The sequence below is a fragment of the Streptomyces sp. NPDC001544 genome (assembly GCF_042894285.1).
Taxonomy (GTDB): domain Bacteria; phylum Actinomycetota; class Actinomycetes; order Streptomycetales; family Streptomycetaceae; genus Streptomyces.
The window spans coordinates 1-26,646 of record NZ_JBIAVN010000024.1; the positions used below are offsets into that span (position 1 = coordinate 1).

The 26,646-nt window shown below is 70.7% G+C and carries 30 protein-coding genes; 11 read left to right on the forward strand and 19 right to left on the reverse strand.

All coding sequences use genetic code 11. The features are described 5' to 3' along the window. Both ACFY0F_RS36095 and ACFY0F_RS36100 read right to left on the reverse strand, forming a co-directional pair. Window positions 1–250, reverse strand: a 250-nt coding sequence (locus tag ACFY0F_RS36095; RefSeq protein ID WP_388804327.1) for a hypothetical protein, incomplete at its 3' end; no start/stop codon positions are given. A 126-nt stretch (window positions 251–376) separates the two neighbouring features. After that, a complete protein-coding gene (locus tag ACFY0F_RS36100; RefSeq protein WP_388804329.1) occupies window positions 377–1,027 on the reverse strand; it encodes a DNA-3-methyladenine glycosylase in 651 nt (216 codons plus the stop codon). 139 nt (window positions 1,028–1,166) lie between these two features. Between ACFY0F_RS36100 and ACFY0F_RS36105 the strand changes: the two genes are divergently transcribed. The 3 genes from ACFY0F_RS36105 (at window position 1,167) to ACFY0F_RS36115 (ending at window position 3,561) form a co-directional block, all read left to right on the forward strand. After that, on the forward strand, window positions 1,167–1,949 hold the full coding sequence (locus tag ACFY0F_RS36105) for a sporulation protein (RefSeq protein WP_388804332.1): 783 nt from the start codon (window positions 1,167–1,169) through the stop codon (window positions 1,947–1,949). Between the two features lie 405 nt (window positions 1,950–2,354). Then, entirely contained in the window at window positions 2,355–2,894 is a 540-nt protein-coding gene (locus ACFY0F_RS36110) for a YbhB/YbcL family Raf kinase inhibitor-like protein (RefSeq protein ID WP_388804335.1), read from the forward strand. Between the two features lie 154 nt (window positions 2,895–3,048). Beyond that, window positions 3,049–3,561: an HNH endonuclease gene (locus tag ACFY0F_RS36115; RefSeq protein ID WP_388804338.1), complete on the forward strand. Its 513-nt coding sequence runs from the start codon at window positions 3,049–3,051 to the stop codon at window positions 3,559–3,561. Window positions 3,562–3,629: 68 nt separating this feature from the next. Here ACFY0F_RS36115 and ACFY0F_RS36120 read toward each other — a convergent pair whose 3' ends face one another. From ACFY0F_RS36120 to ACFY0F_RS36130, 3 genes are all read right to left on the reverse strand, one after another. Next, window positions 3,630–4,595: an SPFH domain-containing protein gene (locus ACFY0F_RS36120; protein ID WP_388804340.1), complete on the reverse strand. Its 966-nt coding sequence runs from the start codon at window positions 4,593–4,595 to the stop codon at window positions 3,630–3,632. A 129-nt stretch (window positions 4,596–4,724) separates the two neighbouring features. After that, on the reverse strand, window positions 4,725–5,156 hold the full coding sequence (locus tag ACFY0F_RS36125) for an NfeD family protein (protein WP_388804342.1): 432 nt from the start codon (window positions 5,154–5,156) through the stop codon (window positions 4,725–4,727). A 49-nt stretch (window positions 5,157–5,205) separates the two neighbouring features. Continuing rightward, window positions 5,206–5,997 (reverse strand): ABC transporter ATP-binding protein, encoded by a 792-nt coding sequence (locus ACFY0F_RS36130; RefSeq protein ID WP_388804345.1) that lies wholly within the window; start codon window positions 5,995–5,997, stop codon window positions 5,206–5,208. A gap of 150 nt (window positions 5,998–6,147) precedes the next feature. Here ACFY0F_RS36130 and ACFY0F_RS36135 point away from each other — a divergent pair, with 150 nt between their 5' ends. Continuing rightward, complete coding sequence (locus ACFY0F_RS36135) at window positions 6,148–6,960, forward strand: hypothetical protein (protein ID WP_388804347.1); 813 nt, start codon at window positions 6,148–6,150, stop codon at window positions 6,958–6,960. Window positions 6,961–7,191: 231 nt separating this feature from the next. On the opposite strand, the gene chpE is transcribed toward ACFY0F_RS36135, so the two are convergent. The 3 genes from chpE to ACFY0F_RS36150 all read right to left on the reverse strand — a co-directional run bounded on the left by chpE (window position 7,192) and on the right by ACFY0F_RS36150 (window position 9,334). After that, window positions 7,192–7,440, reverse strand: a complete 249-nt coding sequence (chpE, locus tag ACFY0F_RS36140) for a chaplin ChpE (protein ID WP_388804350.1) — start codon at window positions 7,438–7,440, stop codon at window positions 7,192–7,194. 114 nt (window positions 7,441–7,554) lie between these two features. Next, a complete protein-coding gene (locus ACFY0F_RS36145; protein ID WP_388804353.1) occupies window positions 7,555–8,196 on the reverse strand; it encodes a response regulator in 642 nt (213 codons plus the stop codon). Then, window positions 8,189–9,334 (reverse strand): GAF domain-containing sensor histidine kinase, encoded by a 1,146-nt coding sequence (locus tag ACFY0F_RS36150; RefSeq protein ID WP_388804356.1) that lies wholly within the window; start codon window positions 9,332–9,334, stop codon window positions 8,189–8,191. Before ACFY0F_RS36150 ends, ACFY0F_RS36145 begins: the two co-directional genes overlap by 8 nt. A gap of 467 nt (window positions 9,335–9,801) precedes the next feature. On the opposite strand from ACFY0F_RS36150, the gene ACFY0F_RS36155 reads away from it, so the two are divergent. Continuing rightward, window positions 9,802–10,596: a transglycosylase SLT domain-containing protein gene (locus ACFY0F_RS36155; protein WP_388804359.1), complete on the forward strand. Its 795-nt coding sequence runs from the start codon at window positions 9,802–9,804 to the stop codon at window positions 10,594–10,596. An 81-nt stretch (window positions 10,597–10,677) separates the two neighbouring features. Here the strand turns inward: ACFY0F_RS36155 and ACFY0F_RS36160 are convergent, their stop codons facing one another. Continuing rightward, entirely contained in the window at window positions 10,678–13,242 is a 2,565-nt protein-coding gene (locus ACFY0F_RS36160; RefSeq protein WP_388804589.1) for an FHA domain-containing protein, read from the reverse strand. 240 nt (window positions 13,243–13,482) lie between these two features. Here ACFY0F_RS36160 and ACFY0F_RS36165 point away from each other — a divergent pair, with 240 nt between their 5' ends. Together ACFY0F_RS36165 and serB are read left to right on the forward strand one after the other, a co-directional pair. Further along, on the forward strand, window positions 13,483–15,480 hold the full coding sequence (locus ACFY0F_RS36165) for a streptophobe family protein (protein WP_388804362.1): 1,998 nt from the start codon (window positions 13,483–13,485) through the stop codon (window positions 15,478–15,480). A 235-nt stretch (window positions 15,481–15,715) separates the two neighbouring features. Further along, the gene (serB, locus tag ACFY0F_RS36170; RefSeq protein WP_388804364.1) at window positions 15,716–16,939 is read left to right on the forward strand and encodes a phosphoserine phosphatase SerB; all 1,224 of its coding nucleotides are present in this window, start codon (window positions 15,716–15,718) and stop codon (window positions 16,937–16,939) included. Window positions 16,940–17,025: 86 nt separating this feature from the next. Here serB and ACFY0F_RS36175 read toward each other — a convergent pair whose 3' ends face one another. The 4 genes from ACFY0F_RS36175 to ACFY0F_RS36190 all read right to left on the reverse strand — a co-directional run bounded on the left by ACFY0F_RS36175 (window position 17,026) and on the right by ACFY0F_RS36190 (window position 19,517). Then, the gene (locus tag ACFY0F_RS36175; RefSeq protein WP_388804367.1) at window positions 17,026–17,544 is read right to left on the reverse strand and encodes a SixA phosphatase family protein; all 519 of its coding nucleotides are present in this window, start codon (window positions 17,542–17,544) and stop codon (window positions 17,026–17,028) included. A 90-nt stretch (window positions 17,545–17,634) separates the two neighbouring features. Continuing rightward, window positions 17,635–17,841, reverse strand: coding sequence for a hypothetical protein (locus ACFY0F_RS36180; RefSeq protein WP_388804370.1), 207 nt, complete (start codon window positions 17,839–17,841; stop codon window positions 17,635–17,637). Between the two features lie 179 nt (window positions 17,842–18,020). Beyond that, entirely contained in the window at window positions 18,021–18,137 is a 117-nt protein-coding gene (locus tag ACFY0F_RS36185) for an SGM_5486 family transporter-associated protein (RefSeq protein ID WP_356059113.1), read from the reverse strand. 48 nt (window positions 18,138–18,185) lie between these two features. After that, entirely contained in the window at window positions 18,186–19,517 is a 1,332-nt protein-coding gene (locus ACFY0F_RS36190) for a CynX/NimT family MFS transporter (protein ID WP_388804373.1), read from the reverse strand. Window positions 19,518–19,587: 70 nt separating this feature from the next. On the opposite strand from ACFY0F_RS36190, the gene ACFY0F_RS36195 reads away from it, so the two are divergent. After that, window positions 19,588–20,280 (forward strand): FadR/GntR family transcriptional regulator, encoded by a 693-nt coding sequence (locus ACFY0F_RS36195; protein WP_388804376.1) that lies wholly within the window; start codon window positions 19,588–19,590, stop codon window positions 20,278–20,280. On the opposite strand, the gene ACFY0F_RS36200 is transcribed toward ACFY0F_RS36195, so the two are convergent. The 6 genes from ACFY0F_RS36200 to ACFY0F_RS36225 form a co-directional block, all read right to left on the reverse strand. Beyond that, on the reverse strand, window positions 20,258–20,608 hold the full coding sequence (locus tag ACFY0F_RS36200) for a hypothetical protein (RefSeq protein ID WP_388804379.1): 351 nt from the start codon (window positions 20,606–20,608) through the stop codon (window positions 20,258–20,260). The two genes, ACFY0F_RS36195 and ACFY0F_RS36200, sit on opposite strands and share 23 nt — an antisense overlap. 415 nt (window positions 20,609–21,023) lie before the next feature. After that, on the reverse strand, window positions 21,024–21,791 hold the full coding sequence (fabI, locus tag ACFY0F_RS36205) for an enoyl-ACP reductase FabI (protein ID WP_388804381.1): 768 nt from the start codon (window positions 21,789–21,791) through the stop codon (window positions 21,024–21,026). Between the two features lie 5 nt (window positions 21,792–21,796). Beyond that, window positions 21,797–22,501, reverse strand: coding sequence for a 3-oxoacyl-[acyl-carrier-protein] reductase (fabG, locus tag ACFY0F_RS36210; RefSeq protein WP_388804384.1), 705 nt, complete (start codon window positions 22,499–22,501; stop codon window positions 21,797–21,799). Window positions 22,502–22,659: 158 nt separating this feature from the next. Beyond that, window positions 22,660–23,046 carry a type II toxin-antitoxin system VapC family toxin gene (locus ACFY0F_RS36215; protein ID WP_388804592.1) on the reverse strand — a complete coding sequence of 129 codons (387 nt, stop codon included), beginning with the start codon at window positions 23,044–23,046 and terminating at the stop codon, window positions 22,660–22,662. Window positions 23,047–23,051: 5 nt separating this feature from the next. After that, window positions 23,052–23,339 (reverse strand): type II toxin-antitoxin system Phd/YefM family antitoxin, encoded by a 288-nt coding sequence (locus ACFY0F_RS36220; RefSeq protein WP_388804387.1) that lies wholly within the window; start codon window positions 23,337–23,339, stop codon window positions 23,052–23,054. 79 nt (window positions 23,340–23,418) lie between these two features. After that, window positions 23,419–23,895: an ATP-binding protein gene (locus ACFY0F_RS36225; protein ID WP_388804390.1), complete on the reverse strand. Its 477-nt coding sequence runs from the start codon at window positions 23,893–23,895 to the stop codon at window positions 23,419–23,421. A gap of 145 nt (window positions 23,896–24,040) precedes the next feature. Between ACFY0F_RS36225 and ACFY0F_RS36230 the strand changes: the two genes are divergently transcribed. The 3 genes from ACFY0F_RS36230 to ACFY0F_RS36240 form a co-directional block, all read left to right on the forward strand. Further along, window positions 24,041–24,868 (forward strand): Scr1 family TA system antitoxin-like transcriptional regulator, encoded by an 828-nt coding sequence (locus ACFY0F_RS36230; protein WP_388804393.1) that lies wholly within the window; start codon window positions 24,041–24,043, stop codon window positions 24,866–24,868. Next, window positions 24,865–25,047 (forward strand): DUF397 domain-containing protein, encoded by a 183-nt coding sequence (locus ACFY0F_RS36235; protein ID WP_388804396.1) that lies wholly within the window; start codon window positions 24,865–24,867, stop codon window positions 25,045–25,047. Before ACFY0F_RS36230 ends, ACFY0F_RS36235 begins: the two co-directional genes overlap by 4 nt. 78 nt (window positions 25,048–25,125) lie before the next feature. Beyond that, window positions 25,126–26,646 (forward strand): TldD/PmbA family protein (locus tag ACFY0F_RS36240; RefSeq protein WP_388804399.1); only part of this gene is annotated, 1,521 nt, incomplete at its 3' end.

A 26,646-nucleotide genomic window follows, 5' to 3' on the forward strand; every position in this document is an offset into this window, starting at 1 on the left:
TCGGTCTTGCGTTTCCGACTCTATCAGATCTTTTCTCGATCCGATTTCCTCGGTGCTTTCCAGGTTTCCCGCTCTCGCGGTTTCCCTTTCCGGCGCTTCCGACTTTATCAGATCCTTTCGGCTCCGATTCCCGGTCGGCGGGCTTGCCGCAGGCCTTCTCGCTTTCGCTCGTCGGCCTTTCGACATTCACTACGTTAGCCGATTCCCTCGCGAACTCATAATCGAGTTCCGCAGCTTCGAATTCGGGCATGCGGGCACGCCGAAAACGTCCCTGCAGAGAGGGAGTCGTAGGTAGTGGGTTGGCCGCTCCGGCTGCTGGCGATTGCCGTACCCGGTTCAGCGGCTCGGGCCACATTACGCACCTCGCCCGCCTGAGTCAACTTCGGCGGCGCCGTGGCACATGGGCCCGGTAGGGGCTGACCGTCGGGTCGCCGTCGATCCAGAAGCGCCAGGGATGGACGTCCCCGTTGCCACCCTCGCCCGCGACCCCGGTGCGCGGACCGTTCCGCACCTGGTCGGAGGGGACGGGGGTTCCGGTCAGGATGCGCAGGGGCGTCTCGCCGGTGGCGCAGGCGTCCGTTCCGTCGAGGGCCCGGTCGACGCCCAGGGCCGTGGCGAGGCGGGCCGGCCCCTTGGCCAGTTCCTTGTCGTTGCGGGCCGAGAGTCGACGTTTACGGGCGAGCTCCTCCCCCTCGACGATCTCGCCGGCGCGCAGCAGGACCGCGCTCGCGATGCCCTCGGGGCCGCACACCAGGTTCATGCAGAACCACATGCCGTAGGTGAAGTACACGTATACGTGTCCGGGAGGGCCGAACATCACCTCGTTGCGGGGCGTGCGCCCACGGTAGGCGTGGGAGCCGGGGTCGTTCATGCCGTCGTACGCCTCGACCTCCGTCAGGCGCACCGCGATCGTGCCCTCCGGGGTCGTGCGGACGAGGACTCGGCCCAGCAGGTCGGGCGCGACCTCGAGCACGGGCCGGTCGAAGAACTTCCTGGGCAGGGGCGTACGGTCCGAGGGCGCGATCATGGCGTACGAGCGTAGTCCAGACGGGTGGATTCCAAGGACTGGTCAAGGATCCGTCCGCTTGTCAGGGTGTGGGCGCGGAACCGGTCGTACGTGGATCGCGTTTCTAGGGATCAAGGATCCGTATCCAAAGGGAGAGTCAATGGCGTTCAAGAAGCTGCTCGCGAGCCTGGGGGCCGGCGGGGCTTCGGTCGAGACGGTGCTGGCCGAGGTCAACGTGGTGCCCGGTGGCGTCGTCCAGGGTGAGGTGCGGATCCAGGGCGGGTCCGTCAACCAGAACATCGAGGGTCTGGCCGTCGGCCTGCAGGCGCAGGTCGAGGTGGAGAGCGGCGACGAGGAATACAAGCAGAACATCGAGTTCACCAAGCTCCGGCTCGGCGGGGCCTTCGAGCTGCAGGCCGGTGCCGTGCACGCGGTGCCGTTCGGGCTGGAGATCCCTTGGGAGACGCCGGTCACGATGATCGACGGGCAGGCGCTGCGCGGGATGCACATCGGGGTGAAGACCGAGCTGGAGATCGCGCGGGCCGTGGACTCCGGTGACCTCGACCCCATCAACGTGCACCCGCTGCCGGCGCAGAAGGCGATCCTGGACGGGTTCATCCAGCTCGGCTTCCGCTTCAAGAGCGCGGACATGGAGCGCGGTCACATCCGGGGTACGCGTCAGCGGCTGCCCTTCTACCAGGAGATCGAGTTCTACCCGCCGTCGCAGTACCGCGGTCTGAACCAGGTCGAGCTGAGCTTCGTGGCCGACGAGCACGCCATGGACGTGGTGCTGGAGATGGACAAGAAGGCGGGGCTGTTCAGCGAGGGCAGCGACACCTTCCGGTCGTTCCAGGTGGGGCTGCACGACTACCAGGGGACCGACTGGGCGGCCTACCTCAACCAGTGGCTGTCCGAGGTGGGCAGCAAGCGCAACTGGTTCTAGAGCGACTGGACAGCCCCGGCCGGTCGGCCGGGGCTGCCGCGATGTGGCGGTGTCTCAGCCGTCCGCCGACAGTGCCGTCATCGGGCTGACCCGGGCCGCGCGGCGGGCCGGCCGCCCGTAACCGGGTGGAGATCGCCGCCTGGGCCTGGGAACGCGGACTGGTCGGGTGAGCCCACGGACGGCCTCGGGCGGCACGTACGCCCCGTGGGGGCTTAGGCCCTGTCGTGTGGATCATCCCGGCGTCGCGGGCCCTGGCACGCACTCCCCCACCTTGCAGCTACACGCTCCCCCATCGTCCCCGCTCGGGCCGGTCAGAAGGCACCGTCGATCTCAACCAGCCTGATCCAAACGACAGGGCCTAAGCTCGGAGTGCACTGACTTCAGAACCGTTCAGGAGGTACCGAGGTGACCGAGCTCAAGAGGCGGCCGCTCCCCCACGACTTCCACCCGCCCGTGCCCTCGTTCACGGTCACGAGTGAGGACGTCCAGGAGGGGGCGACCCTCAAGGACGCTCAGGTACACGCGGTCGGCAACACCTCGCCGCAGCTGCGGTGGGAGGGTTTTCCGCCGGAGACCAAGAGCTTCGCCGTGACCTGCTACGACCCGGACGCTCCCACGGGCAGCGGGTTCTGGCACTGGGTGCTGTTCGACATCCCGGCCTCCGTCACCGAGCTGCCTGCCGGGGCGGGCGGTGGCAAGTTCGAGGGGCTGCCCGAGGGTGCCGTGCACGCGCGGAACGACTACGGGACGAAGGACTTCGGCGGTGCCGCGCCGCCACCCGGCGACGGACCGCACCGGTACGTCTTCACCGTGTACGCGGTGGACCAGGAGAAGCTCGGCCCGGATTCCGACACCTCGCCGGCGGCCGTCGGTTTCAACCTGCGTTTCCACACGATCGCGCGGGCTCAGCTCATCGGTGAGTACGAGATCCCCGGAAAGGGCTGATCGAGCTCAGCGTTCATGGAACGTTTGCCCGCCTCTGGTCTTGGAATTGATCAGAGGCGGGCAGTTTTTATTGCGTTGTCCATCTCGGCGCGCCCGTCCAGAGTTGATCCAAGCCCGCCGGGGGGTGGGCCGGTGCACATGGGAGGTGGGCTGGATGCGTGACACGCTGGTGCTGAACGCGAGCTTCGAGCCGCTGTCGACGGTGACGTTGAACCGGGCCGTCGTGCTGGTTCTGACGGCCAAGGCCGTCGTCGAGCAGGCCCACCCCGAACTGCGTATGCGCGGCGCCGATGTGGACATACCCGCGCCCCGGGTGATCCGGCTGTGCAGGTACGTACGGGTGCCGTTCCGAAGACAAGCCCCGTGGTCGAGGCGGGGCGTGCTGGTCCGGGACCGGCACCGCTGCGCGTACTGCGGCCGGCGGGCGACGACCGTGGACCACGTGGTGCCGCGGGCGCAGGGTGGGCAGGACACGTGGCTGAACACGGTCGCCGCGTGCGCGGAGGACAATCACCGCAAGGCCAACCGGACGCCGGAGGAGGCGGGCATGACCCTGCTCCGGCAGCCGTTCGAGCCGACACCGGCCGACGCGATGCTGTTGGCCCTGGGGCAGGAGGACTTGGGGGCGCTGGCCGAGTGGCTGGCGCCCAGCGCGTCGGCTGCGTAGGCCGCCGCGGCGGTAGGTGACGGGGGCCCGCCTTCCTGGTGAAGGCGGGCCCCGTCACATGACCGGAGTCAGTCGATCGACGGCTTCTCGCGGCGCTGGTCCGGGACGCTACCGGACGCGTTGCCGTTGCCGCCGCCGTTGCCGCCGGAGCCGCCCGACAGGGGGCCGAAGTTGCCCATCGCGCCGGACAGTCCCTTCAGGGCGTCGCCGATTTCGCTGGGGACGATCCAGAGCTTGTTGGCGTCGCCTTCGGCGATCTTCGGGAGCATCTGGAGGTACTGGTAGGAGAGGAGCTTCTGGTCCGGGTCTCCGGCATGGATCGCCTCGAAGACCGTACGGACGGCCTGCGCCTCGCCCTCGGCGCGCAGGGCCGCGGCCTTGGCCTCACCCTCGGCGCGCAGGATCTGGGACTGCTTCTCGCCCTCGGCGGTGAGGATGGCGGCCTGGCGCGTACCTTCGGCGGTGAGGATCGCGGCGCGCTTGTCACGGTCGGCGCGCATCTGCTTCTCCATCGAGTCCTGGATGGAGGTGGGCGGTTCGATGGCCTTGAGCTCCACGCGGTTGACGCGGATGCCCCACTTGCCGGTGGCCTCGTCGAGGACGCCGCGCAGGGCCGCGTTGATCTCCTCGCGGGACGTCAGGGTCCGCTCCAGGTCCATGCCGCCGATGATGTTGCGCAGCGTGGTGACGGTGAGCTGCTCGATGGCCTGGATGTAGCTGGCGACCTCGTAGGTCGCGGCCCGGGCGTCGGTCACCTGGTAGTAGATGACGGTGTCGATGTTGACGACCAGGTTGTCCTGGGTGATCACCGGCTGGGGCGGGAACGGCACGACCTGTTCGCGCAGGTCGATGCGGTTGCGGATGGTGTCGATGAACGGGACGACGATGTTCAGGCCCGCGTTCAGTGTCCGCGTGTAGCGGCCGAAGCGCTCCACGATGGCGGCGCTGGCCTGTGGGATGACCTGGATGGTCTTGATCAGGGCGATGAAGACCAACACCACCAGAATGATCAGGACGATGATGACCGGTTCCATCGTGTTCCCCGTACCCTTCTCCGCCTCGGCGCCTCGGAAGATCTTATGGCTGTTGAAGATCTTGCTGGTCGAGTCTGACAGACCGTAGTGGAACTCGTGAGGTGTTCACCCCAGTTGAGTCCTGCGAGGTCAGATGACGATCGCGGTGGCTCCTTCGATCTCCACGACGTCCACCTCCTGACCCACCTCGTAGGCGCGGTCGGGGTGGAGGGAGCGCGCGGACCACACTTCCCCGGCGAGCTTGATCCGGCCGTCGGAGCCGTCGACCCGTTCCAGTACGACGGCCTGCTTGCCCTTCAACGCGTCGACGCCGGTGACGAGTTGGGGGAGCTGGCTGCCGTGCCGGGCGGCTATGGGCCGTACGACGGCGATCAGGGCGACCGAGACGACGACGAAGGCGAGTACCTGGACCACGACGTCGAGGCCCAGGCCGGCCGCGACCGCGGCCGCCACGGCTCCCACCGCGAGCATGCCGAACTCCGGCATCGCGGTGACCACGAGCGGGATTCCGAGCGCTGCCGCGCCGACGAGCCACCACACCCATGCGTCGATGTCGTTCACACGGTCATGGTAGGGCCGCGGGTCTGCGGCGCACAGGGCGCAAAGGGGGTCAGGACAGGGGCAGTCCGTGCGCGGTCCAGCGGTCGCCGACCTGCTCGACGACGAGCGGGAGTCCGAAGCAGAGGGAGAGGTTGCGGGAGGTGAGTTCGAGCTCCAGCGGGCCCGCGGCGAGGACCTTGCCCTGACGGATCATGAGGACGTGGGTGAAGCCGGGGGCGATCTCCTCGACATGGTGGGTGACCATGATCATCGAGGGGGCGATCGGGTCGCGGGCGAGGCGGCCGAGGCGGCGGACCAGGTCCTCACGGCCGCCGAGGTCGAGGCCGGCGGCGGGCTCGTCGAGGAGCAGCAGTTCCGGGTCGGTCATCAGGGCGCGGGCGATCAGGGTGCGCTTGCGCTCGCCCTCGGAGAGGGTGCCGAAACGGCGCTCGAGGTAGTCGCTCATGCCGAGGCGGTCGAGGAAGGCGCGGGCACGCTGCTCGTCGATCTCGTCGTACTCCTCCTGCCAGCCGGCCGTCATGCCGTACGCGGCGGTCAGCACGGTCTGCAGGACGGTCTGGCGCTTGGGGAGCTTCTCCGCCATGGCGATGCCGGCCATGCCGATGCGGGGGCGCAGGTCGAAGACGTCGACCTTGCCGAGGGTGTCGCCGAGGATGGTGGCGGTGCCCTGGCTGGGGAAGAGGTAGCTGGAGGCGACGTTCAGGAGGGTGGTCTTGCCGGCGCCGTTCGGGCCGAGGATGACCCAGCGCTCGCCCTCCTTGACCGACCAGGAGACCTGGTCCACCAGAGCCCGGCCCTCGCGGACCACGGATACGTCCTGAAGCTCCAGAACATCGCTCATGAGCGCGTTGTCTCCCCTTGCAGTGTGGCCGGTCTCGGCTCTCGCGTACGCCTGTGGCTCGGTCCGCCGCGCCGGTGGGCGCAGCCCTTATGAAATCTACGCCACGAGTGCGGCGGCCCATTCCATCGGTCCGGTCCTTAGGGTGGGGGCATGCTCTCGGAACCACGTTCAGGACGCCTCGCAGCTTGGGGAAATGCCCTTTTGGGCGGACTTGTCTCTCCGGACGACGCGGTGGCCGCCATCGTCGGCGACGATGCGGTGCACCGGGTGGAGGGGCTGCCGGGCGAGTCCGCGCCCGTCGGTCTCACGCTCGCGCTGGGGCGGCTGCGGGCGCTCGGGGTGAGCGGGCTGTGCGTCGCGCTGCCCCGGCCGGGACACCCGCTGGGGCTGAGCGGGCCGCCGGAGTTCAACGCGCGGGCGCTGGAGGCCGAGGAGGCGGTGGTCGGTCACGGCGCCTCGCTGGGGCTGGTGCCGGAGGTGTCTGGCTACCGCCAGTGCTTCGCAGACGAGGCGGGTCCCGCCGGGGATGTGCACGTCGAGGTGGTCTGGCATGTGCTTCCCGTGCGGGAGGCTCCGCCGGCCGACGTGCCGTCGCTCGGGGAGGCCGAGCGGGAGCTGGCGGAGGCGTTGCGGGAGGCGACGGAGGTGCTCTCGCGGCTGGACGTCGCCGGGTCGGGGCCGGTGGCGGAGGCGGCGATCGACGCGTACCGGGCTCGTGCCGAGCCAGGGCGGGAGGTGCTGGCGCCGGGGTATCCGCCGCGGGCGGTGCGGGTGCTGGAGCTGGCTCAGCGGGTGGGGCTGCTGGTGTCGCTGGCGTACGACAACGGGCACGGCGGTGCGGTGAGCTCCGCCGAGATGGCGGCTCGGGGGGAGGCGTTGCGGCCTGTCGAGCGGACGGCTCGGCGGGCGCAGGTCGCGGCGTACAACTCCGTCGTGGAGGAGCGGGAGCGGGGGGTGCGGTGACGCTGGCCGCTGTCTTCACCGGGATTATGTGAACGCCGGCTGGGGGCTGCCGCCCCCAGGTCCCCGCTTCGGCCTGAACGGCCTCGTCCTCAAACTCCCCCGGAGGGGGCACCCCCGGACGGGCTGGGGCCACCTGGACCGGCACCAGTCGTACGCCCCCAATGACCACGACCCGAAAACCCGACAGGCCCCCCGGTGCACACGGGAGGCCTGGGTTCCGGGTGGCGGGGGTCAGTGGTTGACGCCCAGGTTGCCGAAGGCCGGGTTCAGGGCGCCGATGACGTTCACGGTGTTGCCCACCGCGTTCACCGGGACGTGCACCGGGGCCTGGACGACGTTGCCCGAGAGGACACCCGGGGAGTGCACGGCCTCGCCGTTCGCCCACGCGCCGCCGGTGGTGGCGGAGGCCATTCCGGTGCCGGCGGCGATCAGTCCACCGGCCACCATCGTCACGGCCGCCGCCTTCTTCAGGTTCTTCACTTCTGTGTCCCCTCCTTGCGGTCACCGCGGCACTCGCCGCGGCACGCACTGGAGAACGCCGGAGATCGGCGGGGGATGCGCCGTCCGGATGACATTCCCACGACGGTATGAATCTCAGCCCGTCACACCATGACGTACCGCCCACAACGCCGCCTGTGTGCGGTCCGCCAGGTCGAGTTTCATCAGGATGTTCGAGACGTGCGTCTTGACGGTCTTCTCGGAGAGGACGAGAGCACGGGCGATCTCCCGGTTGGAGCGGCCGTCGGCTATGAGCCCGAGCACCTCGCGCTCCCGCTCGGTCAGCGAACCGGGCCTGCCCTGGCCCGAGTTGGCGTCCTCCTGGGACAACAGCGCGCCGGCGACCTCCGGCTGGAGCAGGACGTGTCCGGCGTGGACGGAGCGGATGGCGCCGGCGAGGGCGTCGGGGTCCACGTCCTTGTACACGTACCCTGCGGCGCCCGCGCGCAGGGCCGGGACCACCGTGCGCTGTTCGGTGAAGCTGGTGACGATCACCACGCGCGCGGGATTGTCGAGCTCTCGGAGCCGGCGCAGGGCGTCGATGCCGTCCATGCCCGGCATCCTGACGTCCATCAGGACGATGTCCGGCTTCAGTTCCTCGGCGCGGGCGACACCTTCGGCGCCGTCGGCCGCCTCGCCCACGACCTCGATGTCGTCCTGCACCTCCAGGAAGGTGCGCAGTCCCCGGCGGACGACCTGGTGGTCGTCGACGAGCAGCACCCTGATTGCGTCAGCCACCGGGGACCTCCATCTCGATCGTGGTGCCCTTGCCGGGCGCCGATTCCACGGTGAGTCGGCCGCCGGCCCCGCTCGCCCGGTCCCGCATGGAGACCAGCCCCAGGTGGCGGCCCGCTCGGCGGACGGTCTGCGGGTCGAAGCCGCGGCCGTCGTCGGTGACGCGCAGCACGGCTCCGTGGCCGCGCCGGGCCACGGTCACGTCGACGTGCTCGGCGCCGGAGTGCCGCAGGGCGTTGTGCAGGGCTTCCTGGGCGACCCGCAGCATGGCCTCCTCCTGGGCGGCGGGCAGGGCGCGGAAGCTGTGGGCGGCGAACGCCACGCGCGCGGTGTGGGCGCGGTCGAGGACCTGTATCTGGGTGCGCAGGGTGGCGACCAGCCCGTCCTCGTCGAGCGCCGCGGGCCTCAACTCCACGACGGCCGCGCGCAGCTCGTCGGCGGCTTCGGCGGCCAGCGCCGCCACCTGTTGCAGTTCGCCCTTGGCGCGGGCCGGGTCGCGGTCGACCAGTGCGGCTGCCGCCTGTGCGGTCAGGCGCAGCGAGAACAGCTTCTGACTGACCGCGTCGTGCAGCTCGTGCGCGAGGCGGGAGCGTTCCTCCGCGATGGTCAGTTCGCGGCTGCGTTCGTAGAGGCGGGCGTTGGTGAGGGCGATGGCGGCGTGCTGGGCCAGGATGCCGAGCAGTTCCGCGTCCTCCTCGGTGAAGCCGCAGCCTCCCTGCGGTTTGGCGCAGTCCTTGTTGGCCAGGAAGAGGGCACCGATGACCTCGTCGCCGTCCTTGATCGGCAGGCCCAGGAAGTCGGACATCTCGGGGTGGGCGGACGGCCAGCCCTCGAAACGGGTGTCCTTGCGCACGTCGGCGAGGCGCACGGGGCGGGCCTCGTCGAGCATCGCGGCGAGGATGCCGTGCCGGCGCGGGAGCGGGCCGATGGCCTTCCACTGGGCGTCACTGACGCCGTCGACGACGAACTGGGCGAAGCCGCCGTGGTCGTCCGGGACCCCTAGGGCGGCGTACTGCGCGTCGAGCAGCTCGCGGGCCGAGGCGACGATCGTCTTGAGGACGTCCCGCACCTCCAGATGCCTGCTCATGGCCAGTAGCGCGGCACTCACCGCGGCGAGGCCGGACCTGGGGCCTTGACTCATGCCCTCACGGTACCGGCGGGGCGTAGGGGCGCGGATGGGACCGGCGGCGGCATCGGCCGGGCCGGTGGGACTAGGTCCCGTGGCGTAGGGCGCGGAGGCGGAAAGGGGCGAGCGGGGGCAGGAAGGGGCGAATGCCCTCACGCAGAGCATTGCGTCAGCAACGTCCGGTGAAGACGCTGTGACGTCGATGTGAGCCCGCACATAGGGCGCACATCACGTACGAACGGACATAGGAGAGGGAGTGTCCTCCCTGAACGGGACGGATGCTCCAATCTGTCCCGATTTGCCCGTCCCTGATCCACTATGTGGCTTCGTACGTCACACCTTTGCCTGCTCATTTTGCGGCCGCTAAGAATTGCCTCCGTCGCTCGGCGCCGTGGGTTTCAGCCCGCGGCGTTCGTGCGGGAAGGAACCGACTCCCGCGGCACGAGAGCGACCTCCGCGCGATTCGAAGAGGTCCATCACCCATGCTCAAGAACCTTCACATCCGTCGTCTCAGTCCGGCCCTGACCAAGCAGCTCCGTCCGGCCCTGACCAAGCACAACAAGATCGCGATCGCCGGCGTCTCCACCCTCGGTGCCGCCGCCCTCGCCTTCTCGGCGGTTCCCAGCAGCGCGCAGACGGTCACGACGGGTACCCCCGCGGCCGCGCCCCAGGCGGTCTACGGCTCCCAGCGGATACCGGAGATCAAGGGCACCGTGACCGACCAGCTCGCCACCGAGACGGTGAAGGTCGAGGCCATCGCGGCGAAGCAGAAGGCCGCCGCGGACGCCGCGACGAAGAAGGCCGCCGCCGCTGCCGCCGTCAAGAAGGCCGCCCAGGAACGCGCCGCCCAGGAGCGCGCCACCCAGGCACACGCCACCCAGGCACACGCCGCCACGGCCGCCGTGAGCCGGTCCACGACGCGCACCGCCGTGAAGCCGGCCGCCGCGAAGAGCTACGCCAACAACCTGGACGGCTGGATCCGGCACTCCCTGGACATCATGCGGTCCAAGGGCATCCCGGGCAGCTACAGCGGCCTGCACCGCAACATCATGCGGGAGTCCTCCGGCAACCCCCAGGCCATCAACGACTGGGACATCAACGCCGTCAACGGCATCCCGTCGAAGGGCCTGCTCCAGGTCATCCCGCCGACCTTCGCCGCGTACCACGTCGCCGGCACGTCGTGGAACATCTACGACCCGGTCGCCAACATCACCGCCGCGGCCAACTACGCGGCCCACCGGTACGGCTCCATCGACAACGTCAACAGCGCGTACTGAGGTCGGCGCGGACCTTTCGACACACGCGGAAGGGCGGCACCCCGTTGCGGGGTGCCGCCCTGCGTCGTTCCACCGGCTCCCTTACTTGCGCATGACCTCGGGCTCGTGGCGGCGCAGGAAGCGGGCCACGAGGAAGCCGCAGATCACGCCGAGGACGATCAGCGCGACCATGTCCATGGTCCAGACGGAGGCCTGGTGGTTCCAGAGCGGGTCGGTGTTGCCCGGGTCGTCGGTGTTCGGGGCGATGTTGTTGAAGTCCAGCGTGGTGCCGGCGGCGGCCACCGCCCAGCGCGACGGCATCAGGTACGAGACCTGGTTCACGCCGACGGCGCCGTTCAGGGTGAACAGGCAGCCGGTGAAGACGACCTGGATGATCGCGAACATGACCAGCAGCGGCATGGTCTTCTCCGCGGTCTTCACCAGCGAGGAGATGACCAGGCCCACCATCATCGAGGTGAAGCCCAGCGCCATGATCGGCAGGCACAGCTCGAACAGCGTGGAGCCGCCCAGGACGAGGCCCCGGTCGGGGATCTCCCGGCTGGAGAAGCCGATGAGGCCGACCATCAGGCCCTGCAGCACGGTGACCGCGCCGAGGACGACCACCTTGGACATCAGGTACGCCGAGCGGGACAGGCCGGTCGCCCGTTCCCGCTCGTAGATGACCCGTTCCTTGATCAGCTCACGCACGGAGTTCGCGGCGCCCGCGAAGCACGCGCCGACGGCGAGGATCAGCAGGACCGTGGTCGCCGTGCCGTTCGGGACGGGCACGTGCGTCTTCGGGTTGATGGGGTTGACCAGCAGACCCTTGTCCGAGTCGATGAGCAGGCTGACCGCGCCGAGCACCGCGGGCAGGATCACCGTCAGTGCCAGGAAGCCCTTGTCGGAGGCGATGACCGCCACGTACCGCCGGATCAGGGTCAGCAGCTGTGAGCCCCAGCCCTGCGGCTTGGGCGGCTTCATCGCCTGTGGCGGGGGCATGGGTACGGCCTGTGGGGCTACGGCGTCGATGTCCGCGGCGTACATCTGGTAGTGCTGCGAGCCCTTCCAGCGGCCGGCCCAGTCGTAGTCGCGGTAGTTCTCGAAGGCGGAGAAGACGTCGGCCCAGGTGTCGTAGCCGAAGAAGTTCAGCGCTTCCTCGGGCGGCCCGAAGTAGGCGACCGCGCCGCCCGGCGCCATCACCAGCAGCTTGTCGCACAGCGCCAGCTCGGCCACCGAGTGGGTGACGACGAGGACCGTACGGCCGTCGTCGGCGAGGCCGCGCAGGAGCTGCATGACGTCGCGGTCCATGCCCGGGTCCAGGCCGGAGGTCGGCTCGTCCAGGAAGATCAGCGACGGCTTGGTGAGCAGCTCCAGGGCCACCGAGACGCGCTTGCGCTGACCGCCGGAGAGGGAGGTGACCTTCTTGTCCTTGTGGATGTCGAGCTTGAGCTCGCGCAGCACCTCCTCGATACGGGCGTTGCGCTCGGCGGCCGTGGTGTCGGCCGGGAAGCGCAGCTTCGCCGCGTACTTGAGGGCCTTCTTGACGCTCAGCTCCTTGTGCAGGATGTCGTCCTGCGGGACCAGGCCGATGCGCTGGCGCAGCTCGGCGAACTGCTTGTACAGGTTCCGGTTGTCGTACAGGACCTCGCCCTGGTTGGCGGGCCGGTAGCCGGTGAGCGCCTTGAGCAGGGTGGACTTGCCGGAGCCGGACGGGCCGATGACCGCGATCAGGGACTTCTCCGGGACACCGAAGGAGACGTCCTTCAGGATCTGCTTGCCGCCGTCGACCGTGACGGTCAGGTGGCGTGCGGAGAAGGAGACCTCACCGGTGTCGACGAACTCCTCGAGGCGGTCACCGACGATGCGGAACGTGGAGTGGCCGACGCCGACGATGTCGGTCGGGCCGAGCAGTTGTGTGCCGCCCTTGGCGATCGGCTGGCCGTTGACGTACGTGCCGTTGTGCGAGCCGAGGTCGCGGATCTCGAACCGGCCGTCGGGCGTGGCGTGGAACTCCGCGTGGTGGCGGGAGACCTGCAGGTCGGAGACGACCAGGTCGTTCTCCAGGGAACGGCCGATGCGCATCACGAGGCCGAGGGAGAACTGGTGGAACGTGGTCGGGCTGCGGTCGCCGTGCACGGGCGGCGTCCCCGCGTCGCCGCCGGGCACCTTCTGCGCGTAGGCCTCGTGCGGGCCGCTCTGCTGCTGGGGGATCGCTTGCGGAACCGGCGCGGGCTGCTGCGGCTGCTGCCAGCCGGCCTGCGGCCGCGCGGCCTGCGGCTGGGGCGCCTGCTGCGGCGGGGCCTGCTGGGCCCAGCCGGCGCCCGCGCCCTGGGCGGCGTACGGCTGCTGCTGGGGCTGGGCGACCGCCGCCGCGGCGGCGGAGAGGTTCAGGCGCGGTCCGTCGGTGGCGTTGCCGAGGTACACGGCCGAGCCGGGGCCGATCTCCATCTGCTGCGGGATCCGCTGACCCTGCGCGAACGTGCCGTTGGTGCTGCCGTGGTCCTCGATGACCCAGCTACGGCCGTTGAAGCTGACCGTGGCGTGCCGCCAGGAGACCCTGGCGTCGTCGAACACGATGTCCCCCTGCGGATCGCGTCCGAGGGTGTAGGTCCTGGACGCATCGAGCGTCCAGGTCCGTCCGTTTGATTCCAGTACGAGTTCCCGCACTCCGCGCCCCACTGAGTTGTCCCCCGAATTACCCCCAACACAGGGAGTCTAGGGATGTCGAACATCGTGGGGAACTATTCCAGGCTCCGCCCTCTGACCGAAAGTCGGGCCTTGCCAAGGGCGCCCGTGGACGCTTCGACTCATCCCGTTGACGGGGTTGAAATCGGGCCGGAGAGTGGTAATCCCCCGCGAGGGGGACATGCGCGGCCGCCGGCCGCGCAGCGGATCGGGGGGTCTGCCATGGGTACTGCCACGGGAGTCGGGACCGCGCGGCGCGGCAGCGGGCTGCCGTGGGGTGACATCCTGTTGTCGGCGATCGCCGCCGTGAGTTGGGCGTTGATCGGGATGGCGGGTACGGCCGCGCTCGGACTGCACCTCTTGAGGGCGGACACCGCGGGCTCGCTGGGGCCGATGACGGCGGCGGTGGTGGCGCTGGGCGCGGGTGGTTCGGTCTCCCCGTCCGGTGACGTGTCCGCGTTCGGTCTGAAAGGCGCTCAGGCCCACACGGCCATCGAGATCACGCCACTCGGGGTGAGCCTGGTCGGTGCGCTGCTGTTGTCGTGGCTCTTCCTACGGTCCCTGCGCACGGCCGGAGTTGTCGTCTCCCCTGCCGAACTCCTCGCGCGTGCGGGCTCGGTGGTGGCGCTGTTCGTGGCGATGCTCGGGGGGCTGGCCTGGGCGGGGCACGACGTCATCACCATCGACGGCGGTTCGCTCGGGCTGGGCGAACTGCCCGGTGCCGGCGGAGGCGGCGGTGGAGTGCGGATTCCCGGCGTCGGCGACCTCGGGGACATCGGCGGGCTGCTGCCCGACCGGCTCGGCGACCTGATCCACGCCAAGGCGGCGGTCGGCTTCACCGTGGACACCGCGCCCACCCTGCTCGGCGGTCTCGGCTGGTCCGCCGGGACCCTGCTGATCGCGCTGCTCGCCTCGCGCCGCACTCCGCTGCCGGGCGGCTGGGAGATGGTGCACCGGGTGGTCCGGCCGGCGGCTTCGTCCCTCGTGACCGTGCTGCTCCTGGCCGTGGCGGCGGGCCTCGCGGCGGCGGCGTACGCGGCGGTCGGTGACGACCGTCCGGGACGGATCGTGGGCGCGGCGCTCCTCGGCGCGCCGAACGGCGTGTGGCTCGGTGTGCCGACCGGCCTCTTCGTGCCGTGGGACGGCAAGGCGACGGGCGTACTGGCGGGGCTCCTGCCCGACCCGCTGGACAGGTTCCTCGGCGGGGGGTCGGGCCGGCCGGTGACCTTGGGCCGACTCGCCGAACTGGACGGGCGGGTGTGGCTGCTCGGGGTGGCGGCGGCGCTGTTGATGCTGTCTGCCGGGGTGCTGACAGCGGTGCGGACCCCTCCGGGGGGCGGGCGGGGTGCGGTCGGTTCCGCGGGGGACGGACGGGGTGCGGCCGGGGCGCCGAGCGCCGGGCAGGGTGCGGTCGGTTTCGCCGGGGACGGACGGGGTGCGGCCGGGGCGCCGAGCGCCGGGCAGGGCGCGGTCGGTTTCGCCGGGGACGGACGGGGTGCGGCCGGGGCGCCGAGCGCCGGGCAGGGCGCGGTCCGTTTCGCGGGGCGGTGTGCGCTGCGGCTGGGGCTCGCCACGGCGCTGACGCTGCCGTTGCTGGTCTGGCTGGCCGACGTCTCGGTGGACGCCTCGCTGTCCGTGCTGGGCTTCGACGCGTTCGGCGCCGGGATCGACCTGCACGGGCATCTGGGCACGGCCCTGCTGCTCGGGGCCGCGTGGGGTGCCGGGGCGGGGGCCGCGGGGGCGCTGCTGGCGTGGGCGTTCGGGGGCGCGGGGCGGGGAGCGGCCGCGTTGGCACTGGGTGACGTGGGGAGGGCGCGTGGGTACGGGGACCCGGAGCACGCGGGACCTTACGCCCCGAGCACGCCGTACCGCCCGCCGAACCCCGCTACGAACCCGTACCTGCGGCTGCCGGAGGAACTGCGGGACCGGGAGGCCGGGTCACCCGCCCCGGGTGACGCGCCCCCTGCCGTCGGCTCGGGGCCGTACGACGCCACGTGGCCCCGGGATGGCGGGCGGACCGCCGGGCCCGCGCCGGAGGCGCCGCCAGCGCCCGGGGACGTGTACGGTGCTCCGACAGTGGCCCGGCCGATCGGTCCGCCCCCGCGCTCCCCCCGGAGGCCGGCGCCTCGCTCGCGCGACCGGTCAGCGAGCCCGCGGGACGACGGCCCTCCCCCGCCGCCCCCACCGCCTCCGCCCGGGAACCAGGAGGGGCGACGCTGAGACACGGCGGGGCACCCCCGGAGTGAGACCCGCGCAGGGAAGCCGGCCTCGGCGGCGCTGCGAGCGCCGGGACGGGGCGCGGCGCGAAGCCCCGTGGCGGCGCGGCGTCCGCCGGGTGACGCGGACGAGGTCGGGTCGTCGGGGTTTCGCAACCGGAGCGACACCCACTGTTCCCTGTCCGCTAGACGGACCGCGCGGGCGGAAGGCACTCGGTGCCGGATACGGTGGACACACCATGAGCGCTTCGCAGACCCCCGCCTCAGTGAGCCCCGAGGTTCCCACTCTCCTCGTCAAGATCTTCGGCAAGGACAGTCCGGGCATCACGGCCGGCCTCTTCGACACGCTTGCCGCCTTCCGCGTGGACGTGGTCGACATCGAGCAGGTCGTCACTCGTGGCCGCCTGGTGCTCTGCGCACTGGTGACGCACCCGCCCGCCGGGCTGGAGGGCGATCTGCGGGCCACCGTGCACAGCTGGGCCGAGTCGATGAAGATGCAGGCGGAGATCATCTCCGGCCGGGGCGACAACCGTCCGCGCGGTCTCGGGCGCTCCCTGGTGACCGTCCTCGGGCATCCCCTCACCGCCGAGGCGACCGCCGCGATCGCGTCCCGGATCGCCAAGACCGGCGGCAACATCGACCGTATCTTCCGGCTCGCCAAGTACCCCGTCACGGCGGTGGAGTTCGCGGTGTCCGGTGTGGAGACCGAGCCGCTGCGCACCGCCCTGGTGACGGACGCGGCGGCGCTCGGCGTGGACGTCGCGGTCGTGTCGGCGGGCCTGCACCGGCGGGCGCAGCGCCTGGTGGTGATGGACGTGGACTCCACGCTGATCCAGGACGAGGTGATCGAACTCTTCGCCGCGCACGCCGGCTGCGAGGACAAGGTCGCCGAGGTGACGGCGGCCGCGATGCGCGGTGAGCTGGACTTCGAGCAGTCGCTGCACGCGCGCGTGGCCCTGCTGGAGGGTCTGGACGCCTCGGTGGTGCAGAAGGTCCGGGGCGAGGTACGGCTGACTCCGGGGGCCCGGACCCTGATCCGGACGCTGAAGCGGCTCGGCTACCAGGTCGGTGTGGTCTCGGGTGGTTTCACGCAGGTCACCGACGATCTGAAGGAGCGGCTCGGGCTGGACTTCGCCCAGGCCAACACGCTGGAGATCGTCGACGGGAAGCTGACCGGCCGGGTCACCGGCGAGATCGTGGACCGGGCGGGCAAGGCGCGGCTGCTGCGCCGGTTCGCCGCCGAGGCCGGTGTTCCGCTGTCGCAGACCGTGGCGATCGGCGACGGCGCCAACGACCTGGACATGCTGAACGCGGCGGGGCTGGGTGTGGCCTTCAACGCCAAGCCGGTCGTCCGTGAGGCGGCGCACGCCGCGGTGAACGTGCCCTTCCTGGACACCGTCCTGTATCTGCTGGGGGTCACCCGCGAAGAGGTCGAGGCGGCGGACACGCACGACGAGGGCTGACGGCCCGCGTGGCCGGGTCACGCACCCGGCCCGCGCACCCGGGCCGGAGAGGGCCCGCCACCGCCCGGTGGCGGGCCCTGTCGCCGTCACTCCGACGGGGCCCAGTAGTCGACCAGCGTGGCCGTGCCCGGCTCCAGGCTCTTCCAGGACCCGGTGAAGGTCAGGACCGCGAAGGCGGCGGCGGGGAAGCCCCGGCGGTTCATCCGCTCGCGGGCGTCGCCCTCGGCGGAGGCGGCGAGGATGTCGGCGAGCCCGTGCACACCCGGGTTGTGACCGATCAGGATCACGCTCTGTGTCTCGTCGTCGATCTCGTTGAACAGAGTGATCAGTTCGCCGGGTGAGGCCTCGTAGACCCGCTCCTCATAGATGGTTTTCGGCCGCTCTGGGAGCTCGTGGACGGCGAGCTTCCAGGTCTCGCGGGTGCGGACGGCGGTGGAGCACAGGGCCAGGTCGAGGTGGATGCCGGAGTCGGCCAGCTTGCGGCCGGCGACTGGGGCGTCCTTGCGGCCCCGCTCGGCGAGCGGCCGCTCGTGGTCGTTCACCTGTGGCCAGTCGGCTTTCGCATGCCGGAAGAGGACAATCCTGCGGGGTTCTGCGACGCTCATGGCACCCAGCTTCGCATGAAACAGGCCATGGGGCGCAGGGAGTTGACATGCGGATTTACCGACGGGAGGCGCATGGCGGACTCCCCGCCGCTAGCCGGTGACCAGCCGCAGCACCCGTTCGAGAAGGTGGGTGAGCGCCGGGTCGCCGGTGGCCGCCTGCGCGTTGGCCGGGTTGAGTATCAGCACCAGCAGGGAGAGGAAGGCGAGCGCGGGCAGCGCGAGGGCCCACCAGCGCAGCCGGATTTCGACGCCGCCCGAGGTCGCCGGGTGTGGCCGGGTGTGCGTACGGGCCGACATGTTCGCCTCCGCGGGTCTCCGAGTGGTTCGTGGTCCGCCACTCGCGGCCACATCTCGAAGCTACGGAATCCACGCCCGCCGCCCCATCCGGCGATCCACCCACTTGACCCTGACCCTGGCCCCCTAGGGGATGGGGGGGCTGGCCCCACCATCCCCCAGGGGACGGGCTCACGGCGGGCTCACGGAGAGGCGATGGTGGCGATGATCGCGATGACGATGAAGATGGCGAAGAACGAGCCGAAGACGATCAGCATCTTCTTCTGGCCGTTCTGGGGGTTCGGATCGAGCACAGGCATGCGGCCAGTTTCCCACCCTCCGCGCCCACCGGGCCGGTCGGGGTGGGGTCAGCGCGCCGCCTCGTCCTCCACCGTCCGGTCGCGGCCCGCGAGGACGCCCACCGCCATCTGCGGCAGCATCAGCGCGGCCATGAGCGCGATCGGCAGGCCCCAGCCGCCGCTGCTCTGGTAGAGCACGCCGACCAGGAGCGGCCCGGGGATGGAGATCAGGTAGCCGGTGCTCTGTGCGAAGGCGGAGAGCTGGGCGACGCCCGCGCCGGTCCGGGCCCGCATGCCCACCATCGTCAGGGCCAGCGGGAAGGCGCAGTTGGCGACGCCGAGCAGGACGGCCCAGGCCCAGGCGCCGGCGGCCGGCGCGAGGTACAGGCCGGCGTACCCGGCGAGGCCGCAGACGCCGAGCGCCAGCACGATCGGTCCCTGGTGGGGCAGCCGGGTGGCCAGGCGCGGGATGACGAAGGCCAGCGGCACGCCCATCACCATGGTGAGGGCGAGCAGGAGTCCGGCCGTGCCCGCGGGGACACCCGCGTCCCGGAAGATCTGCGCCATCCAGCCCATCGTGATGTAGGCGGCGGTGGCCTGGAGCCCGAAGAAGACGGCCAGCGCCCAGGCCGTACGGCTCCGGGTGATCCGCAGTGCCGGCTCCGGCCGCTCCTGCGGCGCCTGCTGCTCGTGCAGTTCCTGCGGTTCCTGAAGGGGCTGCCGTGCGGGGTGCCGGTCGGCGGGCGCCGGCCCCGGGTCCCGTACCAGCGGCAGCCAGGGCAGTATCGCCGCGGCGGCGAGGGCCGCCCACACGGCGAGCCCGGACTGCCAGCCGCCGCCCAGCGCGTCGGTCAGGGGCACGGTCACCGCGGCGGCGACCGAGGTGCCGGCGGCGAGGGCCATCGAGTAGAGGCCGGTCATGGAGCCCACGCGGTCGGGGAACCAGCGCTTGACGATGACCGGCATGAGGACGTTGCTGACCGCGATCCCCATGAGGGCCAGCGCGCTGCCGGCCAGGAATCCCCCGATGCTCCCGGCGTACGGCCGGATCAGCAGGCCGCCCGCGATGGCGACCATGCCGGCGCAGACCACGGCCGCGGGACCGAAGCGGCGGGCGAGGCGCGGGGCGGCGGCGCCGAAGACGGCGAAGCACAGCGGGGGGACGGAGGTGAGCAGTCCGGCGACGCTGCCGCTCATCCCGAGGCCGTCGCGGACCTCCTTCAGGAGGGCGCCCAGGCTGGTGATGGCCGGGCGGAGGTTCAGCGCGGACAGCACGATGCCGGCGACGACGAGCCGCGCCGCCCACGCGCGCGTGGCGGGTGCGGTCGTCCGGGGTTCTCCGACGGTGACGCTGTTCCGGGTCGCCGTGCGTGTCTCCTCGCTAGCCATGCCGGCCATCATAGAATCATAGGATGATTGGTTGTCCACTTCCGGGTTCCCGGCCGCCGTCCCTCGCATGCGAAGGTGTGCCATGCCTCTGAGCCATCCGCGTCGTTCGGCGCTGTCCGAGCAGGTCATCGCCGAGCTGCGGCACCAGATCACCTCCGGCGAGTGGCCGGTCGGCTCGCGCATCCCGACGGAGCCGGAACTGGTCGAGCAGCTCGGGGTCGCCCGCAACACGGTCCGCGAGGCCGTCCGCGCGCTCGCGCACAACGGGCTGCTGGACATCCGGCAGGGCTCGGGCACCTACGTCGTGGCCACGAGCGAGCTGGCGGGCGTGATGCACCGCCGCTTCGCCGGCGCCGACCCGCGGCACATCGCCGAGCTGCGCTCCGCCCTGGAGTCGGCGGCCGCCAGGCTGGCCGCCGAGCGGCGCACCGAGAAGGACCTCAAGCAGCTCGACGCGCTCCTGGTACGGCGCGAGGAGGCCTGGGAGTCGGGCGACGCGGAGGCGTTCGTCACGGCGGACGCGACGTTCCACCTGGCTGTGGTGGCGGCCTCGCACAACGACGTCATGACGGCGATGTACGCCGACCTGGGCGAGGTGCTGCGGGACTGGCTGCGTGCGGACGTGGGCGCCGAGCTGACGCCCGGGACGCACATGGACCACACCCGGCTCGTGGACGCCGTGCGCGCCGGTGACGCGGAGACGGCCGCCACCGAGGCCGCGAGCTATCCCGTCATGTGCCGTCCGGGGCGGTTCAGCTCACCTTCTGGTGGCTGATCCACACCGAGCGGACCTCCTTCCAGCACCGGCCGGTCAGCCGGACGGTGAGCGCCGGCCCGACGTCGACGGGATCGCCGTCGGTGTCGATGTCCCACCATCGGGCGCACTCGATGTGCAGACGCACGCGGTCGGTGGCGACGTAGGGGTTGTGGCAGTACACCACCACGTGGGAGCCGGTGACGGCCGTACGGCACTCCGTCCCGAACAGCGGCGGGAGCGGTGGATCGCCGTGCTTCACGCGCGCGTGCGGCATCGCCTCGTACGGCAGGGACAGCACGAGGGCGACGGCTACGGTCAACGAGGCCAGACCGCGGGACAGACGCACAACGGGACCTCCTCGGCCGTACGGGGGAGGGAATCGCGTGGTGTACGCGTACTCCAGGGTCCCCGTCACCGCACGTCCACGCCCGGCCGGTGTGCCGAACGGGTGACGCGCGGGCCGTCCGGTGGATCAGCCCGAGACGCCGGCTCCCACTGTTCCTCGCGTCGGCCTTCGTCGCCCCCTCGCATCGATCAGGCCCGTGACCTGCTGGTACGGCCGACAGCGATGACCGGTGGAGCAGGCCCGAGTCCATGGCCGGGCCGGCCCACCCGTGCAACCCCGCCCCCGCCCGCGCCGACGCCCCGTATCACCGGGCCGCCGGGCCACCGGACAGCCCGGCACCGAAGCCACCGACAACCGAGGCCCGCACCCCCGAAGGGGTGCGGGCCTCGGACGCGGTCGAGCCCAGCGGCAGCGGTCAGGCGCCGATGGCGTGCAGACCGCCGTCCACGTGGATGATCTCGCCGGTGGTCTTGGGGAACCAGTCGCTCAGCAGGGCGACGATGCCGCGGCCGGCCGGCTCCGGGTCCTTCAGGTCCCACTCCAGGGGGGCGCGGCTGTCCCACACGGACGCCAGCTCGCTGAAGCCCGGGATGGACTTGGCGGCCATGGAGCCGAGCGGACCCGCGGAGACGAGGTTGCAACGGATGTTCTGCTTGCCCAGGTCGCGCGCCATGTAGCGGCTGGTCGCCTCCAGGGCGGCCTTGGCCGGGCCCATCCAGTCGTACTGCGGCCAGGCGTACTGGGCGTCGAAGGTGAGGCCGACGACCGAGCCGCCGTTCTGCATCAGCGGCAGGCAGGCCATGGTCAGGGACTTCAGCGAGAACGCCGAGACGTGCATGGCGGTGGCCACGGACTCGAACGGCGTGTTGAGGAAGTTGCCGCCGAGCGCGTCCTGCGGCGCGAAGCCGATGGAGTGCACGACACCGTCGAGGCCGCCCAGCTCCTCGCCGACGACGTCGGCCAGCCGACGCAGGTGCTCGTCGTTGGTGACGTCGAGCTCGATGACCTTGGTGGGCTTCGGCAGCTTCTTGGCGATGCGCTCGGTCAGCGTGGGCCGCGGGAACGCGGTGAGGATGACCTCGGCGCCCTGCTCCTGGGCCAGCTTCGCGGCGTGGAAGGCGATGGAGGCCTCCGTCAGCACACCGGTGATCAGGATGCGCTTGCCGTCGAGGATTCCGCTCATGGTGATCAGTGACCCATTCCCAGTCCGCCGTCAACGGGAATGACGGCTCCAGTGATGTACGAGGCGTCGTCCGAGGCGAGGAACCGCACCGTCGCGGCGACCTCCTCCGGCTGCGCGTAACGGCCGAGCGGCACCTGCGACAGGATGTTGGAGCGCTGCTCGTCGGTGAGCGCCTTGGTCATGTCGGTGTCCACGAAGCCGGGCGCGACGACGTTGAAAGTGATGTTGCGCGAGCCGAGCTCACGGGCGAGGGAGCGCGCGAAGCCGACCATGGCGGCCTTGGAGGCGGCGTAGTTCGCCTGCCCCGCGGCGCCGAGCAGGCCGACGACCGAGGAGATGAGGACGACACGGCCCTTCTTGGCGCGGAGCATGCCGCGGTTGGCACGCTTGACGACGCGGAAGGTGCCGGTGAGGTTGGTGTCGACGACCGAGCTGAAGTCCTCCTCGGACATCCGCATCAGCAGCTGGTCCCTGGTGATGCCGGCGTTGGCGATCAGAACCTCGACCGGGCCGTGCTGGTCCTCGATCTCCTTGTAGGCCTGCTCCACCTGCTCGGAGTCGGTGATGTCGCACTTCACGGCCAGGAAGCCGGCCGGTGGCTCACCCGAACGGTACGTTATCGCGACCTTGTCGCCGGCGTCGGCGAAAGCGCGGGCGATGGCGAGGCCGATGCCCCGGTTGCCTCCGGTGACAAGAACCGAGCGGCTCAACGGATCACCCTTTCGATAGCGGTCTGAGACACCGCCCGAACACCTGGATGACAGGCGGCTTCACCGAAAACCTATCGGTCCGGCCGCACGCGCGGTGAAGCGGGCACCGACAGTGGCTCGCGCGGGTGACTGTCGGGTTTCTACAGTCGGCCGCCGGGTCAGTCGGCCATTCCGGGCGCGTGGGCGGACAGGCCTTCCTTGCGTGCCGCGTCGAGCATCCTGCGGTCGTACGTCACGAATGCCGCCAGCTCCCGCTCCACCGAGAGGGCGCTCGCCACATGGAGGGCGTCCAGTGCGCGCAGGCCGGGATCGACGCGGGTGGCCAGGTCACGAAGCTCGCGGCTGAGGAGGATTTCCGTTACCCGCTGGTCGAGATCCGCCAGGGCTTGCGGGAAGCTTCCCGCGCGGTCCAGGTGCCGCACCGTTTCCACGAAGCCGACGGTGCATGTGGCCAAGGGCGCCTGCGGAAAGTTCACGAGGAAGGACTCGAGCGCCGAGGCGTTCGTCCGCCCGGTCAGCAACGTGATCAGAGCCGAGGAGTCCATGTAGATCACCGGTAGTACTCCTCGCGCTCGGCGAGCAGGGACTGCAGTGGGTCCGCAGCGTCATCGGCAACTTCATACCGGGGGAAGTCCGCGAGGTCTGCCACGGTCGCGGCCTTGAGCTTGATCCTTCCCTGGGCCACCAGGTGCGCGTACCGCTCCATCGGGCCGCCGCTCGGAACCAGTATCGCGATTACATTCCCGTGCCGGGTGACCTCGACGGTCTCCCCTTTCTCCACACGGGCGAAGACGGCGCTGGGGTTGTGGGAGAACTCGCGGACGGAGATGGCGCTCATGGCGGGCTCCCTTGGCATGGAGGCAGGCACTGTCCCTACACTCATGCAATTGTACGTACACTCGCTCTGTCCCTCTCAGTCATTCACTCGAACGCGGGATCTCTGAACGCGGAGCCGTGGGCAGCGCGCACTCCGCCCACACCGTCTTGCCCGGCCCCCTGCGCTCGTCCACACCCCAGCGCGTGGCGACGGCGTCCACCAGGAGCAGGCCCCTGCCGCCTTCCGCGTCCGCGGGGTCCTGGCCGGGCTGCGGGGGCTGCGGACGTCCCGGGTGGGTGTCGGCCACCTCTACGCGTACGACGCCGGCGGTGCGGTCGCAGCGGAGGCGCAGTTCGAAGTCCCGCCCCGGGACGCGGCCGTGCAGGACGGCGTTGGCGGCGAGCTCGGCGACGACGAGGGCCACGGTTTCGGACGCCGGGCTGTCATAGGGCACGCCCCACAGATCGAGCCGGTGGGTCGCCAGCCGGCGAGCGAGACGCGCTCCGCGCCGGGTGGCGGAGAACCGCTGGGCGAACACACTTACGGAAACGGCCTCTTGGGCGTGCGGTGCTGACATGAAGCCCAGGTTCCGGTTCCCCTGGGCCCGTCGACAGGCACGAAACCCATACAGACGCGCTTGTACCAGTGCACGCTCGTGACGGTGGCCGGGTTGTGCGGGTTGAGCAGGTCGGCGTGATGTGAGCACGGGAGGTGCGGCGGCCATGACGGCAGACCACGGCGGAGAACTCTCCGACAGCCTCAAGACCTTCGGCGCGGTCCTGAAGGCGCTGCGGGAGGAATCCGGCCTGACCCAGGAGGAGTTCGCGGCGCGTGTGCAGTACTCCCCCGCGTACGTGGCCAAGATCGAACAGGGGAAGCGGTTCCCTCCGGGGGACCTGCCGGGGCGGGCGGAGGAGGTGCTGGGGCCGGTCGGGGTCAAGGTGCTCGCTGCGGCGGCGCGGAGTCTGACGCGGAGGGCGGGGCTGGCCTCGTGGTTCCGGCAGTGGGCGGGGATCGAGGAGGAGGCGATCTCGCTGTACGCGTATGAGTGCCGGGCGGTTCCGGGGTTGTTGCAGCCGGAGGGTTACATCCGGGCAGTCTTCGACCGACGGCTACCTCCAGTGGCCGAGGAGCAGATCGAGCGCGAGGTAGCAGCTCGACTGGGTCGCCAGCAGCTCATCTCGACCCTGCAGAACACTGCGTTCAGCTTTGTCATCGAACAGAGCATCCTGGAGCGGCGCGTGGGAGGCGGCGCTGTCACCAGGCAGGTCATCGACCATCTCCTTGAGGTGGGTACACGGCGCAACGTCGAGATCCAGCTCATGCCGACCAGGCAGGAGGACCACTGCGGCATCGACGGTCAGATGTACCTGGCGGAGACGCCCACTCACCAGTGGGTCGGTTACACAGAGGGACAACGGTCGAGCACTCTGATCTCCGCTGCCAAAGACGTCAGCGTCCTGCTCCAACGCTATGGCAAGCTGCGTTCACAGGCCCTGGATTGCCGGGCTACCGTGAAGCTTCTGGAACAGATGCGAGGAGCGCTATGAGGACCGATGAGCTGAGCTGGTTCAAGAGCAGCTACAGCGGCAGCGAGGGTGACAACTGCGTCGAGATCGCCCTGCGCCCCGAGGCGGTCCACATCCGCGACTCCAAGGACAAGGAGATCCGCCCCCTCGTCGTCACGCGGAGCGCCTGGGCGGCGTTCATGGCGCTCGCGGCCGGCTGAGTCGGCACCGCACGGGACTTGCGTGGTTCACTGCTCGCGACGGAGCTCACTGGCGAGCAGTTCGAAGGGATCGCACCCGTGCCCCATGAAATCGACCAAGCGTTTCTGGCACTGCCCCTACAGGCCCTGGCCGACGCCGCGCTCGCCCGCGCGCGGGCGCTGGGGGCCGAGCACGCGGACTTCCGGTTCGAGCGGGTGCGCAGTGCGTCCTGGCGGCTCAGGGACGCCAAGCCCGCCGGGTCGTCGGACACCACCGACCTGGGGTACGCGGTGCGGGTCGTGCACGGCGGGACGTGGGGCTTCGCGTCGGGGGTGGACCTGACCCTCGACGCCGCCGCCAAGGTGGCCTCGCAGGCCGTGGCGATGGCGAAGCTGTCCGCGCAGGTGATCAGGGCGGCGGGGTCGGACGAGCGGGTGGAGCTCGCCGACGAGCCGGTGCACGCCGACAAGACGTGGGTGTCGTCGTACGAGATCGACCCGTTCACCGTGCCCGACGAGGAGAAGCCGGCGCTGCTCGCGGACTGGAGCGCGCGGCTGCTGGCGGCGGACGGGATCAACCACGTCGACGCCTCGCTGCTCACCGTCCACGAGAACAAGTTCTACGCCGACACCGCGGGCACCGTGACCACACAGCAGCGGGTCCGACTGCACCCGCAGCTCACCGCCGTGTCGGTGGACGAGTCCAGCGGCGAGTTCGACTCGATGCGGACCATCGCGCCGCCGGTCGGGCGCGGCTGGGAGTACCTCACCGGCACCGGCTGGGACTGGGACGCGGAGCTGGAGCGGATTCCCGAGCTGCTCGCCGAGAAGATGCGGGCGCCGAGCGTCGAGCCGGGGCTGTACGACCTGGTCGTCGATCCGTCCAACCTGTGGCTGACGATCCACGAGTCCATCGGGCACGCCACCGAACTGGACCGGGCGCTCGGGTACGAGGCCGCCTACGCGGGCACCTCCTTCGCCACGTTCGACCAGCTCGGCAAGCTGAGGTACGGCTCGGAGCTGATGAACGTCACCGGCGACCGCACCGCCGAGCACGGACTGGCGACCGTCGGGTACGACGACGAAGGCGTCAAGGGGCAGTCCTGGGACCTGGTGAAGGACGGCACGCTGGTCGGCTACCAGCTCGACCGGCGGATCGCGAAGCTCACCGGGCTGGGGCGGTCCAACGGGTGTGCCTTCGCCGACTCCCCCGGGCACGTTCCGGTGCAGCGCATGGCCAACGTGTCGCTCCAGCCGGATCCGGCGGGGCTGTCCACGGAGGACCTGATCGGGGGCGTCGAGCGCGGTATCTACGTCGTCGGGGACCGGTCCTGGTCCATCGACATGCAGCGCTACAACTTCCAGTTCACCGGGCAACGGTTCTTCAGGATCGAGAACGGGCGGATCACCGGACAGCTGCGGGATGTCGCCTACCAGGCGACGACCACTGACTTCTGGGGTTCCATGACGGCCGTCGGCGGCCCGCAGACGTACGTCCTGGGCGGCGCCTTCAACTGCGGCAAGGCCCAGCCGGGACAGGTGGCCGCCGTGTCGCACGGCTGCCCCTCCGCCCTGTTCAGGGGCGTCAACATCCTCAACACGACGCAGGAGGCCGGTCGA